This is a genomic window from Paraburkholderia sp. D15, assembly GCF_029910215.1.
Lineage (GTDB): Bacteria > Pseudomonadota > Gammaproteobacteria > Burkholderiales > Burkholderiaceae > Paraburkholderia.
Map to the genome: position 1 here is coordinate 1,045,920 of NZ_CP110396.1, position 14,854 is coordinate 1,060,773.

Annotated in this window: 14 protein-coding genes; 11 read left to right on the plus strand and 3 right to left on the minus strand. The window is 67.8% G+C overall.

Going from position 1 to position 14,854, the window contains the following annotated elements; translation table 11 throughout:
• The first annotated feature begins 66 nt into the window (after positions 1-66).
• From sctQ to LFL96_RS24515, 9 genes are all read left to right on the plus strand, one after another.
• Entirely contained in the window at positions 67-1,476 is a 1,410-nt protein-coding gene (gene sctQ, locus LFL96_RS24475; RefSeq protein WP_281003280.1) for a type III secretion system cytoplasmic ring protein SctQ, read from the plus strand.
• The gene (gene sctR, locus LFL96_RS24480) at positions 1,460-2,113 is read left to right on the plus strand and encodes a type III secretion system export apparatus subunit SctR (protein WP_281003281.1); all 654 of its coding nucleotides are present in this window, start codon (positions 1,460-1,462) and stop codon (positions 2,111-2,113) included. Before sctQ ends, sctR begins: the two co-directional genes overlap by 17 nt.
• Positions 2,114-2,156: 43 nt before the next feature.
• The gene (gene sctS / locus LFL96_RS24485) at positions 2,157-2,420 is read left to right on the plus strand and encodes a type III secretion system export apparatus subunit SctS (protein WP_281003282.1); all 264 of its coding nucleotides are present in this window, start codon (positions 2,157-2,159) and stop codon (positions 2,418-2,420) included.
• A gap of 76 nt (positions 2,421-2,496) precedes the next feature.
• Positions 2,497-3,675: a hypothetical protein gene (locus tag LFL96_RS24490; protein WP_281003283.1), complete on the plus strand. Its 1,179-nt coding sequence runs from the start codon at positions 2,497-2,499 to the stop codon at positions 3,673-3,675.
• Between the two features lie 219 nt (positions 3,676-3,894).
• Positions 3,895-5,448 (plus strand): hypothetical protein, encoded by a 1,554-nt coding sequence (locus LFL96_RS24495; RefSeq protein WP_281003284.1) that lies wholly within the window; start codon positions 3,895-3,897, stop codon positions 5,446-5,448.
• Between the two features lie 17 nt (positions 5,449-5,465).
• The gene (locus LFL96_RS24500) at positions 5,466-5,708 is read left to right on the plus strand and encodes a type III secretion protein (RefSeq protein WP_281003285.1); all 243 of its coding nucleotides are present in this window, start codon (positions 5,466-5,468) and stop codon (positions 5,706-5,708) included.
• Positions 5,709-5,884: 176 nt separating this feature from the next.
• A complete protein-coding gene (locus LFL96_RS24505) occupies positions 5,885-6,106 on the plus strand; it encodes a hypothetical protein (RefSeq protein WP_281003286.1) in 222 nt (73 codons plus the stop codon).
• 109 nt (positions 6,107-6,215) lie between these two features.
• The gene (locus LFL96_RS24510) at positions 6,216-6,671 is read left to right on the plus strand and encodes a CesT family type III secretion system chaperone (RefSeq protein ID WP_281003287.1); all 456 of its coding nucleotides are present in this window, start codon (positions 6,216-6,218) and stop codon (positions 6,669-6,671) included.
• Between the two features lie 348 nt (positions 6,672-7,019).
• Positions 7,020-10,436: a winged helix-turn-helix domain-containing protein gene (locus LFL96_RS24515; protein WP_281003288.1), complete on the plus strand. Its 3,417-nt coding sequence runs from the start codon at positions 7,020-7,022 to the stop codon at positions 10,434-10,436.
• Positions 10,437-10,514: 78 nt separating this feature from the next.
• Here LFL96_RS24515 and LFL96_RS24520 read toward each other — a convergent pair whose 3' ends face one another.
• From LFL96_RS24520 to gcvA, 3 genes are all read right to left on the minus strand, one after another.
• Complete coding sequence (locus tag LFL96_RS24520) at positions 10,515-10,943, minus strand: lytic transglycosylase domain-containing protein (RefSeq protein WP_281003289.1); 429 nt, start codon at positions 10,941-10,943, stop codon at positions 10,515-10,517.
• A gap of 101 nt (positions 10,944-11,044) precedes the next feature.
• Positions 11,045-11,827, minus strand: a complete 783-nt coding sequence (locus LFL96_RS24525; protein WP_281003290.1) for an SDR family oxidoreductase — start codon at positions 11,825-11,827, stop codon at positions 11,045-11,047.
• A gap of 95 nt (positions 11,828-11,922) precedes the next feature.
• Entirely contained in the window at positions 11,923-12,813 is an 891-nt protein-coding gene (gcvA, locus tag LFL96_RS24530) for a transcriptional regulator GcvA (RefSeq protein WP_281003291.1), read from the minus strand.
• 158 nt (positions 12,814-12,971) lie between these two features.
• Here gcvA and LFL96_RS24535 point away from each other — a divergent pair, with 158 nt between their 5' ends.
• Together LFL96_RS24535 and LFL96_RS24540 are read left to right on the plus strand one after the other, a co-directional pair.
• Positions 12,972-13,817, plus strand: coding sequence for a transketolase (locus tag LFL96_RS24535; protein ID WP_281003292.1), 846 nt, complete (start codon positions 12,972-12,974; stop codon positions 13,815-13,817).
• Entirely contained in the window at positions 13,814-14,812 is a 999-nt protein-coding gene (locus tag LFL96_RS24540) for a transketolase family protein (RefSeq protein ID WP_281003293.1), read from the plus strand. Before LFL96_RS24535 ends, LFL96_RS24540 begins: the two co-directional genes overlap by 4 nt.
• Positions 14,813-14,854 lie beyond the last annotated feature (42 nt).

A 14,854-nucleotide genomic window follows, 5' to 3' on the forward strand; every position in this document is an offset into this window, starting at 1 on the left:
CACTCCGCCCCGCGTCACGCGGATGTGCGACGGCGACCGCCCCACGCTGACTTCGACGTACTGCCCATGGCCCTCGCGCTGGACAACACCGCACCGCTGAATGACGACAGGCCGGCTCCCGGGAACGGCACGCCGCGCGCCTTGCAGGCGTCCGCACCGTTGAGGGTCAAGGGTGCCGCCGCGCGGACCGCCACGGATGCGCTTGCGGCCCGCCTTCCGCGACTCACCCAGGCCGCCGCGCAAGCCTCGCGCGTGCTGTTCGACGCGCGCCTCGACGCGCTCGTCGCGCGTCTTGCCGGGGTCGATGCGTGGCAACTGCGGCCCGCCAGCGACACGGCGGATGCTCCACACGTCGACGAACCCGGCCGCATCGTGCTCGTACACGTCGCGGGCAGCCTGTCGATCGACGTCGATCTGCGGCGCTATCCGGCGTTGCAGATTCTCGCCGGCGCGGCGGGTTCGAATGCAGCGAATGCGGCGAGCGTGGTGAATGCGATGAGCGCGGCGAATGCGACGAATGCGGCGAACACGGGTGCGTCGCACGCGCTGCGCCAGTCGATCGCGACCGCGTTGCTCGCGCCGCTCACCGAGACACTGCTCGAAGCAGGCGCCGGCACATGGCGCGTCGCGGACGTGCAACGGCTGAGCCCACGCGGCAATGCCGTTGTGCACCGACCGTCGTCGGGCGGCACATCCGAAGCCGATGCTCTCGACGCCACCGGCGACACACTCGCGGCACGCGTCGACGTCATGTTCCAGGGCGAGCGCCACGACGCCCTGATTCACGCCAGCCCAGCGATTCTCGCGATGCTGGAACGGCGCATCGCCGCGCCGCATGCGTCCCCCTTCGCTTCGGCTGCCGCGTCGGTTCTCGCACAGGAACACCCGTCGCCCGTCGGCGCCGCGCTCGCGCCGGCATGCCATCCGGCGTGGCGCGTGCCCGGCCGCATCGCGCTCGGCGCGCGCCGCATCGGCATTGCCGCGCTCGAGGCGCTGCGCCCCGGCGACGTACTGTTGCGCACGATGCCGCCGCACACCGAGACCGCGCTGCGGCTCGGCAATCCGTTTCGTGCACGCGCCGCCTGGGGCAGCGCCGGACTTACCCGTTTCAGCGTCGGCGTAGAAATCGACGACTGCCGTCTTGCCATCATCGAGGAACCCATCATGACCGACGAACCGCAGCAACCGGACGAGGGCATGCCGCCGCTCGCCGTCGATTTCCAGGGCGAGCCGATCGAGATCGGCGACCTGGACCTGCCGGTTCAATTCGAGCTCGACAGCGTCGCGCTGCCGCTCGCGCAACTCACTTCGCTGCGGCCGGGCTATGTGATCGAACTCGACACGCCGGTCGTCGACGCGCAGATCCGTCTGGTCGCGCACGGCCAGACCATCGGCTATGGCGAGCTGATCGCCGTCGCCGAGCATCTGGGCATCCGCATCGTCAGAATGGCGCACGGCGATGGCTCAGTTCGGTGACCTCACAGGACTGCTGCTCGTCGTTCTGGCGATCAGCATCCTGCCGTTCGTCGCGATGGTCGTGACCTGCTACATGAAGATCGTGGTGGTGCTGGGCCTGCTGCGCAACGCGCTCGGCGTGCAGCAGGTGCCGCCCAACATGGTGCTCAACGGCATCGCCATCCTGGTGTCCGCGTACGTGCTCGCGCCGGTCGCGATCGCCGCCACGCGCAACATGCCGAGCGGTCCGGCAGCGGCCGAATCCAGCTCGCAGACGGTGATGCAGGCGTTCAGCGCCGCGCGCGAGCCGTTCCGCCAGTTCCTGCAGAACCATGCGCACGAACGCGAGAAGCGCTTCTTCCTGCGCTCGGCCTCGGTGGTGTGGCCGAAGGAAGAAGCGAGCCAGCTGAAGGAAAACGATCTGTTCGTGCTGGCCCCCGCGTTCACGCTCAGCGAACTGACCGACGCGTTCAAGATCGGCTTCCTGCTGTACATCGCCTTTATCGTGGTCGATCTGATCATCGCCAACGTGCTGCTCGCGATGGGTTTGAATCAGGTGCAGCCGACCAACGTCGCGATCCCGTTCAAGCTGCTGCTGTTCGTCGTGATGGACGGCTGGTCGACGCTGATCCACGGCCTCGTGCTGACCTACAAATAGCGCCCGTCGAACGCGATGCGCCGCGCACTCACAGGACTTCGTCATGGATATCGATTCGCTGATCGGCGCGACCGCTCAGGGGATGTTGCTGTGCCTCTACTGTTCGCTGCCCATCGTGCTGGTGGCGGCCGCGGTCGGGCTCGCGGTGTCGTTCCTGCAGGCGATCACGTCGATGCAGGATCAGACGCTGCCGCACGGCGTGAAGCTGGTCGCGGTCGTGATCGCGATCGTGATCGTCGCGCCGCTGGCGGCGTCGGCGGTGCTGCATTTTGCCAACCAGATGATGCGCACCGCGTTGCCGCAATGAGCGGGCGCGTCGTCGTCAGCATCAGCGTCATCAACGCGGTCGTGGCGAGAGCGGCGTATCGCGCGCCGTTGCGCCGATGAATCCAGCCGCGACGAATCTGCCGTCTGCGCGGCTCGACGCGCTCACGCGGACCGATCGCGCGCAGTCCGATCACGCGCGCGACGACGCGCGATCCAACCATCAAGCCACGCTGTTTCGCGGCCACACCAACTTCGCCTATGCGCACCACGCCGCCGCGAAGCTGCTCGCCAACCGGCAGCGCGCCAGCAAATTGCGCGCGCGGCTCGCGCAAACGCGCCAGGGGCAGGCCAACAAGCGGGCGCGCTTCGCCGCATCGAAAAAGGCCGCCGCGCAGATGTTGCGGCAGGCCAACGTGCGCGGTCTGCCGCAGCGCGGCGCGCAGAATCGCGCGGGCGGTCTGCGCGTGAGCCGTGACGGTGGGCGCGGTGGGCGCGGAGGTCAAAGCGGCGGCGGCCAGTCGTCGCAGGATGGGCAGAAGCAGGGGCAGGGGCAAGGTCAGGGTCAGCAACAACAGCAGCAGCGGCGCGAGCGCGAATGGCGGCATGGCTCCGGCGAGCGGCGCGTCGGCGACGCGGCGGCATCGCGCGCGGGTCTGGATGGCGCGGCGATGCCGGACTGGCTCGCCGTCGCGCTCGAACACGACAACGGCGGCACACGCGAACACGCACTGGCCGATGCCTGTTGCGATCGATTGCTGGCGCTGCGCGACGAGATCGCCGCCGCGCCGTCGCAACGTTTCGATGCCCGCCTGTACCGGCTCGCCGGCGAAGTGACGATGGCGCGTGCGTGGCTCGGCGAAGCGGCGGCGACGAATTTCGCGGCGGTGCGCGCGCGGCTTGTCGAGCGGACTGGGTTGCGGGCGGCGGAGCGTGGGGCGATGGCTGGAAGTGCCGTTGGGGCTGGTGCCGAGACGCGTGGACATGTGGCCGCGAATGCGTCGCCGGAAACGGCTCATGCGCGCAACGCCGCTGCGCCGACTGTCGATGCCGCAACGCGTGTGCGTCATTTCAATCTGCTGCTGGGTCTGCAACTCTTCACGCTCGAACGTCGTCTGCTCGGCTCGCGTGCGGGGCATACGCATAGCACGCTGACGTCGCTCGAAGCCGGGGCGGGGGCGAACGAAGCCGCGAATGCCGACGATGGCATCGACGACATCGACCGCAGTAGCGTGAACGCCAGCGCCAACGCCAGCGCCAGCGCCAACGCCAACGCCGACAACGCGGATCACGCATGACCGCAATCGCAAAGACGCATGCATACGCATGCCTCACACGTTGCCGAGAACACCGCCTCCTCCCCACCTCGCCGAACGCTTCGCATCCCCGCCTGCCGCTTCGCGTCGCCGCCGGGCACGTCGCATCTCACCCGCTACAGTGAAAACATCGACAGCGAGTGGGCCCGCAGCGCCGATCGGCGCACGCCGCCCGCATCACCGTAGAGACACGACTTCGCCATGAAACTGCTACGCATCCTCACGGGTCGCCACGCCGGTGCGCAGGTCCATCTGGACCCCGGAGCGTACCGGATCGGCGCCGACGACGACGCCGACATCCAGCTCACCGACTGGCGCGGCGCGGACGTGCTGCTGGTCGTCGAAGCGAATGGCGCGGTGAGCAGCCAACGGCTCGATACCGGCGCCGTGCACGGTGAAGCACTCGCCGGCAACGCTGCAACGCCGGCGGGTTCCCCGGTGGATAGCGAAGCCGCGGCAGCGCAACGAACAGACGCAGAAGCACAAGCAAACGTAGAAACAAACGCAGTAGCAGAAGCAGAAGCAGAAGCAGAAGCAGCGGAACAAGCAGAGACAGAAACAGCAACTGAAGCAAAGAAAGCGCACACCGAATCGCGGCGTCATCACGAGAACACCGCCGCGCCGGACGCGCCACCGGCACACGACGCGCAGGCCCCATCGGCGGCCACGCTCGATCCGGGCAAGGTGTGGATGGTCGATTTCGTGCCGATGCAATTCGACGACACCGTGGTCTGCATCGGCTGGGCAGACGCGACGTGGCCGAGCGACCTCGCATTGCTCTCGACGCTGCTGAGCGCGCCCGTGCAGGCCCAACGCGAAGCCGACGATGCCGAGCGCGACGCCGCCCGTCTCAAACGGCGGCGCTATACCGGCATCGCCGCCGCCTGCCTGGCGATCACCGCCGGCGCGATCGGCATCAGTTTCGCGCTGACGACGAACGTCAGCCGCGCGGCCCTGACGCCGCCCGACGTGCTGCTCGAGCAACGCGTGAATCGCGCGCTGAGCGACGCGCATCTCGACGAGCTGCATGCGGTGCGCGACGGCACGAACGGCAGCGGCGGCGCCGCGCGCGCGGTGGTGACGGGCATGGTCCGCTCGGAGAGCGAAGACTACATCGCGCGGCAGGTGTTCGAGCACATGAAACCCGGCGTGATCGCGCGCCGCTACCGGCTCGCCGATGAAACGGCGCGCGGTATTCGCGACGCGATCGGCGTGGACGGCGTGCAGGTGACGTACAACGGCAACGGCGTGTTCACCGTGTCCGGCGCGGTCGCGGACAGGCAGCGCGTGGAGAACGCCTTGACGCGCGTGCGCGGCGACTTCGACAAGAGCATCACGCAGATTCGCGTCGCGCTGACCGACGTCAGCCGTCCCGAGACTGCGCCGCGGCAGGGTACGTACACCGCGCTGGTGTCGTCCGGCGACGTGCAGTACGCCGAAACGCCCGACGGCGTGAAGCACATTTACGCCGTGCCGGATGTGGCAAGCGATGCCGCGGCGGACGCGGCGGCATCGGGACCGGCAACGACGAATGCACCAGCGGCCCTTACGGCACTCGCGGGACCGGCGTCGACGAATGCAACGGCAGCAACACCGGCAACGCCCACCGCGACGACCGTGGCGAATGCAACAACCGCAACAACCGCGTCCACCACGCCCGGCGCCACGCGAGCCGCACGTGCCGCGCCCACCGCCGTCGCCGGCCCGGTGCCGTTGCCGTCCGACGACGGCGGCGCCGTGCCGCTACCGCACTGAACTCAAGGAGGACTGTCATGTACGAAGCGATCGAACGCCATGCCGAGGATTTCAACAACCTGCAGACCTTGCTCGCCGATCCGTCGGCAGGCCAGCGCCTGATCGATCTCGAACGCGCACTGCAACAGAGCGCGCAATCGGTCGGCGACGCGCAAGGCGGCAACGACCTCGACCGCAGCAACCGCTCGAAGATCTACCTGGGTCTGATGGCCGCGAGCCGCGTGGTCGCGCAACTGCGCGAGCAGGAACTGGCGAAGTAAGCCCGCCTCGCGGCACGCATGACCCTCGCATCACCCCGTTTTTCGCGCTGACGCGCGGAACCCCGTGACGCCGGATCTCCGGACGCCACGGTCTGCAACGAGCTGTTCCGGCAGGCCCACGCCGCAACCGCGGCGTCTTCCGGATAGCCTCTTCTACACGTCTAAAGGAGTCAGATATGAGTGGCATTGCTTCGACAATCGGCAACGTAGCAGCAAGCGTGGGCGGTGCGGCAGGCGACGGCGCCAGCACCTCGGGGATCATCGGCCAGATCAACGCGAACGCGCAGCAAGGTCTGCAGATCGCGGAAGCGCAATCGCAGGCCAGCGTCACGCAGGCAGCCGGCGACGCGCTGAAGAGCGGCGCATCGGGTCTGAAGGACGCCGCCAAGGCATCGTGAGCGAGGCGGCGCCGGGCGGCGTTCGCGCGCCGGCCGGCACCGTCGTGCCGCCGTCCGGGTTGCGCTTCGGCGCGGCCCGGCGCGGCTATTTTCATGGACGACGTTGTCGATGAGTACAGGTCTCTACACCTCGCTGATCGGCGAACTCTGCGCCGCGGTCGGACTGCCTGACGTCGACCACGTGCTCGACACGCGTACGATCGAAGTCGAGGGCTTCGACGTGCGGCTCGATCACTTCGACAGCGATCCGGGCGCGCTCTACATCAACTTCCAGTACGGCACCGTCACCGCCGGACGCGCGCTGAGCGTGTACCGCCTGATGCTGGAAGCGAATCTGCTGATCTACGCGCAGGACCAGGCGCAACTCGGCATGGACACCGACACGGGCAGCATCGTGCTGATCGCGCGCGTGCCGTTCTCCGGCGACCTCAACGGCGAAGCGCTCGCCGACCTGCTGTCGCACTATGCGGAACATGGCCGTTACTGGCTGCAGAACATCATCGAATCGAGCGACGATATGTTCGAAGGCATCGCGGCCGGCGATTTCGTCTGGCTGCGCGCCTGACACGCATACGCAGCAATCCGCGTTCAATATGGCGCCGCCATGCATGCGACACGCATGCCGCACGCGCCAGGCCTATGTCCGCTGCCGGTCCGGCACTCACCCCGCATCGTTTGCATCGACGCCATGACCGTTTACCCGGTCTTTGCGACAGAGCGATGAATGCCTCTACTTGCGCTTGCGGAGATAGGCACGCGGGCCCTGCCAGGACAAAATATCGTTATCTGGGCAATTGCTCCCGTACCCGACACGTTCCCACATTGCGGGCTGATCCGCCGCTGTGGCGCGACGACGGTGGCGCCACGCGCGTCATACCTGTCGCTTCGATTCCCGCGACTCCAGGCACGGTGCATGAAAGAAGAAAAAACGCTGGCCGCTTCGGCGCAGCGCGTTACATTGTTCGGCCGCTTCGCGCTCGCGCGCGATTCGCGCACCCTGTATGCGGATGGTCAAACGCTGACGCTCAACGAGCGCGTGATGGACGTGCTGATCGCGCTGCTCGACGCTGGCGGCAAGATCGTGTCGATCGAGCAGTTACAGCAGCAACTCTGGCCGGCCGCGTCGATGGTCGCCAATAGCGTGCAGGCCCTCGTGTCGCAACTGCGCCGCGCGCTCGGCGACGACCGCGATCTGATCGAGACCGTGCCGCGTCGCGGCTATCGTCTGACCGCCGAGTGGTACGACATTCGCGACGACCAGAGCGCGCCGGGGGGAGAACAGGCCGCGTCCGCATCCGATGCCCCGGCTTCGACAGATACGCTGTCCGCATCGCACGCGGCAACACGCGGCGCCGGCGACGCCGCGGCGATGCGCCTGCCCTTGATCGGCCGCGACGCCGAACTCTCCGAATTGCTGATGCGCGTGCCGCAACACCGGCTCGTCACGCTGGTGGGCGCGCGCGGCGTCGGCAAGACGCGGCTTGCGCACGAAGCCGCGCAGCGCAGCGCGGCGTTGTTTCATGACGGCGCGGTGTTCATCGGACTGGCCGAATTGACGCTGCCGGAACGCGTGGCGCCGACTATCGCGGCGCAGCTTGCGCCGCTCGGGCAAGCGGCTGGGCAAGCGCCCGGACATACGCTGGCCCAGCCGCTGATTCAGCCGCCTGGTCAGCCACCCGCTCAATCAGGCACGCCGGGACTCGATGGACTCGTCGCGCGTCTGGCCGGTACGCAGACGCTATTGATCGTCGAGGACTGCGATCATCTCGCGCAGGAAGTCGCCGCCGTGATCGACGCGCTGCTCGCCGCGACCCAGGTGTGCGTGATCGTGTGCGCGGAAGCGCCGCTGTTCATCGCCGGTGAGTATGTCTTGCCGCTCGCGCCGCTGCGCTTCGCCGCTCGCGGGGCGGGTGGGTCGGCGCATGCGGCGTCGGACTCGTCGCCGGACTCGCCGCTGGACTCGTCGCGGATTCCGGCAGGCAACCTTGCCTCGAACCATCCGCATCACGTTGCGGCGGATACGCCGCCTTCGGATGCATGCCGCTTTCTGCTCGCGCAACTCGACGCGCACGGCACGGCGACCACGAACGACAGCATGGGCACGGCGTCGCATGGCACGCGTGCGCGGGGTCTCGCAGCGGGTAGCGGTAGTGGTAGCGGCGGCATTGCCGGCTCCGTGCCCGGTGACGCGAATAGTGCCTACGTGTCCGCTGTTTCCAACGCTTTTAGCGTCGTCAGCGGGTTCAGCGCGGCGCGCACCGCCAGCGTGCTGCATGCCACCTCCACGAGCAGTTCGCCACCCGCTCGACCTGCGCTCGAATCCATCTGCCGCGCGCTGAGCGGCAATCCGCTCGCGCTCGAACTGGCCGCCATCCAGATCGCGCGCGCGGCGCGCGGCCGCACGACGCTCGCCGATGCGGTCGCGGACTGGGACGCGCGCTGGCGGCGCGTGATGATGCAGCGCGCCGGTAGCCCCGACGTCGCATTGCGTCCGGCGGCGCTGGTGCCGTCGGTGATCGCGCATGCGTACTACGCGCTCGATGCCGGCGCGCAGCATCTGCTGTGCTGCACGAGCCTATTCGCGGGTCCGTTCGATTTCGCCGATGCGCGCGCTGTCTCCATGCGCACCGATGGCGCCGAAGGCCTGGCCGGCGATAGCGCATTGCAGACGCAGGTCGCGGCATTGCTCGATGCGGGTTTGCTGGTCGAGCGGACGCGAGGCGCGGCGAATGGCGCGGCAAATGGCGCGGCAGCCGCGTCTGCGCTCGCCGCGTCGTCCACAGGTTCGGCCGTCGCCTCGCACGCCGGATCGTCCGCTGCGTCGGGCGACGCATCACCCGAACCCTCTCTCGACACCTCACCCGCCGCAATCTGCTCGCTGCGCATGCCGCAAGCAGTGCGGCAATTCGCGCTAGGCGTGCTCGCCTATCGCTTCGACTATGCGTGGGTCGCCGCCCGGCACGCGCAACGCGTGGCCGAACGGGTCAGCGAAACGGTCGGCCATCCGTCGCATCCGCCGGCCCGCGCGGCCTCCTCACCTTCATCGCCCTCCTCACCCTCCTCACCCTGCCCGCCCACGCTCGCCGACGTGCGCCGCGCCGTCGACTGGTCGATCGAAGCCGGCCGCTTCCAGATCGCCGCGCCGCTGTTGCAGCATGCCGGGCCGATCTGGAGCGCCGCGAGTCTGAACGACGAATGGCTGATGTGGATTCGCCGCGCACTCGCGCACGACGGCTCCCGTCAGACGCTTCGCGTCCACGACCAGATGCTGCTTCACCTCGCGCTCGCGCAGGCCATGCAGCAGACCACGCCCGCGCCGCCGCCCGCCGACACGCTGGCCGCATGGTGGCGCGTGTACCAGCTCGCCACGACCTGCGCCGCCGACGACAGCCGTCTGTACGCGCTCTCCGTGCTGCTGTTGCGCACGCTTCAGGCCGGCTTCAGCAACGACCCGCCCGAATTGCTGACGCACGTGCGCGCGCAGATCGCCCAGGAATGCGAGGGCGCGTCGCCGCACCACGGCTTCGCGCGCCTGCGCGGCGCGCTGATGATGTTGAACGGCCGGCACGAGGAAGCGATCGCCCTGCTCGCGCCGGCTGACGACAACGCGTCGGCGCCGCCGCGTCACGACCCCGCCGAAGGCAACGGCCCACCGGACTCGCGTCATCCCAACTACATCGCCGCGGTCTCGCACAACGCGCTGGCGATTTCGCTGTGGTTCACCGGCGCGCGCGCCACTTCGCACCCGCGCCTGTTGCGCGCGCTGCAGGATGCCCGGCAGCCATCCGATCCGGTCTCGCGCTGCGTCGGCGCGGCAATGGCCTGCGTGCTGTTCATGCTGGAGGAAAACCGGCCGCGCGCCGGCCAGCAGGCACGGCTACTCGCCGACATCGCGCGAAGCGCCGGGCTGCACAGCTGGCAGAACGCCGCGCGCGGTTTTCTGCTGTGGATCGACGCCGCCGACGAAACCTGCGACGAAGCACGCCAACTCGCCGATCTCGCGCTACGCAATCTGGCGCGCGGCCACGCGACGATTCTCGACCTGCTGGTGTTCGACCGCTTTGCGGGACTCGCGCTGAGCCAGGTCGGCGGCGCGGCGCTGATTCGTCTGTTCGAGCGGATGATCGCGAACCTGCTCGATAGCGGACGGCGCTGGCTGTTGCCGGAGGCGTTGCGGGTGAATGCGGTGCTGTGCCGGCACGCGGGATGGGCCGACGCGGACGTCTGGGCGTTGCTCGAACGCGCGGCGCACGAGGCGCGGCAGCAGCGCGCGTCGATGTTGTCGCGGCGCATCTCGGCGACCATGGAACAGATCGCGCCGTCGCGCTGAGCGCAGAGACGGGCGGTACGTGTGGTACATGCGTTACATGCGATCGCAGCGCAAACCGGCACGGCGTGCGCTGCCGCGTCAATACGGCTGCATCCGCTGCACGATCAGGCGAATCTGCGCCGCGTAGCGATCGCGTTCGGCGGGCGTCTGCGAATGATAGGCGCCGACCGCGCGCCACGTATTGCCGTACTTGAGCATCATCTTGCGCAGATGCCACGCGGCGATATAGATGCTCGCGCACGGGTCCATCAACGTATGCGAGGTGATGCCGTAAGAGGATAGCGTCGGCAGATGGATCGAGTTGATCTGCATCAGGCCGTAATCGATCGAGCCGTTGGTGTTGACGCGTTTCGCGTTGATGTCGTCGTGCGATTCCTGCCAGGCGAGCGCGCGCAGAATCGTTTCGTTGACGTGCTGATACGAAGCCGCTTCGGCGAAGCAGTCGGCGCGGGCGGGCGACGTGACGCACAACAGCAGCGTCACGGCCGCGATGGCTCGAATGAGCATGGTCGGAACCGTCGGAAAGCGTGGTGCGCCGATCATAAAACCCGCCGCGCCGCCCTCGCGCCGCCGCATGCGAACCCACGACGCGCCATGCGAACCTGGCGCTACAGCACCGCCAGCCAGCCGCCGTCGACGTAGATGATCTGCCCGTTCACATAACTGGACGCGGCCGATGCCAGATACACCGCCGTGCCGACCAGTTCCTCCGGCTTGCCCCAGCGCTGCGACGGGTTGCTGCTCTTCACCCATGCGTCGAACGTCGCGTTCTCGATCAGCGCCTGGTTCATGTCGGTCAGGATATAGCCCGGCCCGATCGCATTCGCCTGAATGTTCGCGGCTGCCCATTCGGCGGCCATCGCGCGGGTCAGCATCTTGATCCCGCCTTTCGCCGCCGTGTACGCGCCGACCGTCGCGCGGCCGGCCTCGCTCGTCAGCGAGCCGATGTTGACGATCTTGCCGCCCGTGCCGCGCGCGATCATGCGCCGCGCCGCTTCTTTCGCGACGATGAACGCGCTCGTGAGGTTGGTGTCGATCACGCGCTGCCAGTCGCTCAGCGCGAGGTCCACGAGCGGCTTGCGGAACTGGATGCCGGCGTTGTTGACGAGAATGTCGATTGCCACGTCGTCCTGGTCCCATTGCGCGAACGCGGCGGCGACGGCGGCTTCGTCGGTCACGTCGAACGCGCGGCCTTGCGCGTTCAGACCCTGGGCGCGCAGTTGGGCGACGGCGTCGGCCACCGTGTCGTCGCGCGTGCCGTTGACGATCACGGCGGCGCCTGCCGTGGCGAGCCCCTGCGCGAGTGCAAAGCCGATGCCGCGCGCCGAGCCGGTGACGAGCGCGGTTCGTCCGCCGAGATCGAATAGCGGGGTCGTGGGACGGTCGTGCATGCAATGTTCTCCTTGAGTCGTGGCCGAAGGGCGCGCCTCGTGTCCGGCGGCAGCCGAACAGAGAAGCGGCAAGCATTCCATCCGGCAGCTAACGATTAGCGCTCCAGCTCCGCAAACAACCAGTCCTGAAAACTGTGCAGCTTCGGCAGATCGGCGCGCGACTTCAGCAGATTCAGCGTATAGCCGCGCACCTCCAGGCCATCCAGTCCGAACGGCGCGACGAGTCGCCCCGTTTCCAGTTCGCGCTGCGCGAGCAGCACGCTTTCGAGGCACACGCCAAGCCCGTCGACGGCCGCGCTCAGTGCCATGAACGAGCGATCGAAACGCGGCCCGCGGCCGATATCGACGCGTGTCTTGCGATGCAGCCGCATCCAGTCGCGCCAGCCGACCAGACAGCCTTCGCTGTGAATCAGCGGATGGTGCTGCAGATCCGCGACCCCTAGCAGCGGATAGTCGCCGCTCATCAGCATCGGCGAGCACAGCGGCACGATCGTCTCGGGCGGCAATTCGAGCACCAGCGTACCCGCCGGCTGCAGCTTGCGCGGACCGTAGCGGATGTCGACATCCACCGCGCCCGACACCAGATCCGCCGCTTCCGACGAAGCGTTCAGCCGCACATCGATATCCGGATGCGCGGCGCTGAAACGGGCGATGCGCGGCATCAGCCATTGCGTCGCGAAGCTCGGCGTGCAGTGGATCGTGAGGATGTCGCTTTTCGCGACCCGGCCGATTTCGCGGGTGGCCGCATCGATACGCGAGAACGCCGCGGTGATTTCCTCGGCGTATTGCCGCCCCGAGTCCGTCAACTGCACGGTGCGATGCAGGCGATGGAACAGACGAATACTCAATTGCTCTTCCAGCAGCTTGATCTGATGGCTCACGGCCGAAGGCGTGACGAACAGTTCTTCTGCTGCGAGCGCGAACGACGAGAGCCGCGCGGCGGCTTCGAAGGCTTGAATCGACTTGAGGGTGACGCGATTGTGCATGGCAGCATCAGCGTGAATTCAATTCATCCATCGGCCATGTTAATTCGTTTGAGCGCGAAACGGGCTGCGATTACGCTTGAATCACTGGCCGAGACATCGACGCGGCCCACGAAAAGCATCCGCGCACGACGCTGCGCGGGGCCCATGGAGACGACACCGTGAACCCCAGCGAACCCGCACCCTACGCCGCTCTCGCGGAACACGCGTACCAGATTCGCCGCAACGCGCTGCGCATGGGCGAAGTGCAAGGCCAGGGCTATATCGGCCAGGCGCTCGACATCGCTGACGTGCTCGCGGTCGCCTACTTCCGCGCGATGCGCTACCGCCCCGACGATCCCGACTGGGAAGGCCGCGACCGCTTCCTGCTGTCCAACGGCCACTACGCGATCGCGCTGTACGCCGCGCTGATCGAGGCCGGCATCATCGCCGACGAAGAACTGGAGACCTACGGCAGCGACGACAGCCGCCTGCCGATGTCCGGCATGGCGAGCTACACGCCCGGCATGGAGATGTCCGGCGGCTCGCTCGGCCAGGGGCTGACGATCGCGGTGGGCCGTTGCCTCGGCCTCAAACGCAAGCAGTCGGACGCCTTCGTCTACACGCTGTTTTCCGACGGCGAACTCGACGAAGGCGCGGTCTGGGAAGGTCTGATGTCCGCCGCGCACTGGCAGCTCGACAACCTGATCGCGATGGTCGACGTCAACAATCAGCAGGCGGACGGCCCTTCATCGAACGTGATGGCGTTCGAGCCGCTGGTCGAAAAGCTGCTGGCGTTCGGCTGGTTCGTGCAGCGCGTGGACGGCAACGACCTCGCGGCGGTGGTCGCCGCTTTCGACGCGGCACGCGCGCATCCTGAAGCGCAGCCGCGCATCATCGTCTGCGATACGCGCATGGGTTGCGGCGTGCCGTTCCTCGAAGCTCGCGAGAAAAACCACTTTATCCGCGTCGATGCGCACGAGTGGCAACTCGCGCTGCAAGCGCTGGAAGCTGGGAGAAACGCATGAGCGCCGCCGCTCCGAAACCGCGCCTGAAGACCTCGGCGATGATCGCCTCGATCGCCGGCGAAGGCCAGATCACGCGCGCCGCGCCGTTCGGCCATGCGCTGGTCGAACTGGCGCGCCAGCGCCCCGAGGTGGTCGGCATGACCGCCGATCTCGGCAAGTACACCGACCTGCATCTGTTCGCGCAAGCGTATCCCGAACGCTTCTATCAGATGGGCATGGCCGAGCAGTTGCTGATGGGCGCCGCCGCCGGCATGGCGCACGAAGGCGCGCAACCCTTCGTCACCACCTATGCGGTATTCGCCGCGCGCCGCGCATACGACTTCATTCACCAGGCGATCGCCGAGGACAACCTCGACGTCAAGCTGGTCTGCGCGCTGCCGGGCCTCACCACCGGCTACGGCCCGAGCCACCAGGCCGCCGAGGATCTGGCGCTGTTCCGCGCGATGCCGAATCTCACGGTGATCGATCCGTGCGACGCGATCGACATCGAACAGATGGTGCCGGCCATCGCCGATCATCGCGGTCCCGTCTACGCGCGTCTGTTGCGCGGCAACGTGCCGGTGGTGCTCGACGAATACGGCTACCGGTTCGAACTCGGCAAGGCGAAGCTGTTGCGCGACGGCGCCGAGGTACTGCTGGTGTCGTCCGGAATCATGACCATGCGTGCGCTGGAAACCGCGAAGGAACTCGCCGCCGACCGCATCGACGTGGGCGTGCTGCACGTGCCGACCATCAAACCGCTCGATGTCGTCACGCTGTTGCGCGAAGCGCGCCGTCCGGGCCGGCTCGTGGTCGTCGCGGAAAACCATACGGTGATCGGCGGACTCGGCGAGGCGGTGGCCAACGTGCTGCTGACCAATGGCGTGACCCCGCCGTTCCGGCAGATCGGTCTGCCCGATGCGTTTCTCGACGCGGGCGCGTTGCCCACGCTGCACGACCGCTACGGCATTTCCACCGCGGCGATGTGCGACACGATCAAGGCGTGGCTGCGTTAGCAACCTCGACGAACTTATCCACCCCGGCGACCCCCGGCGCCC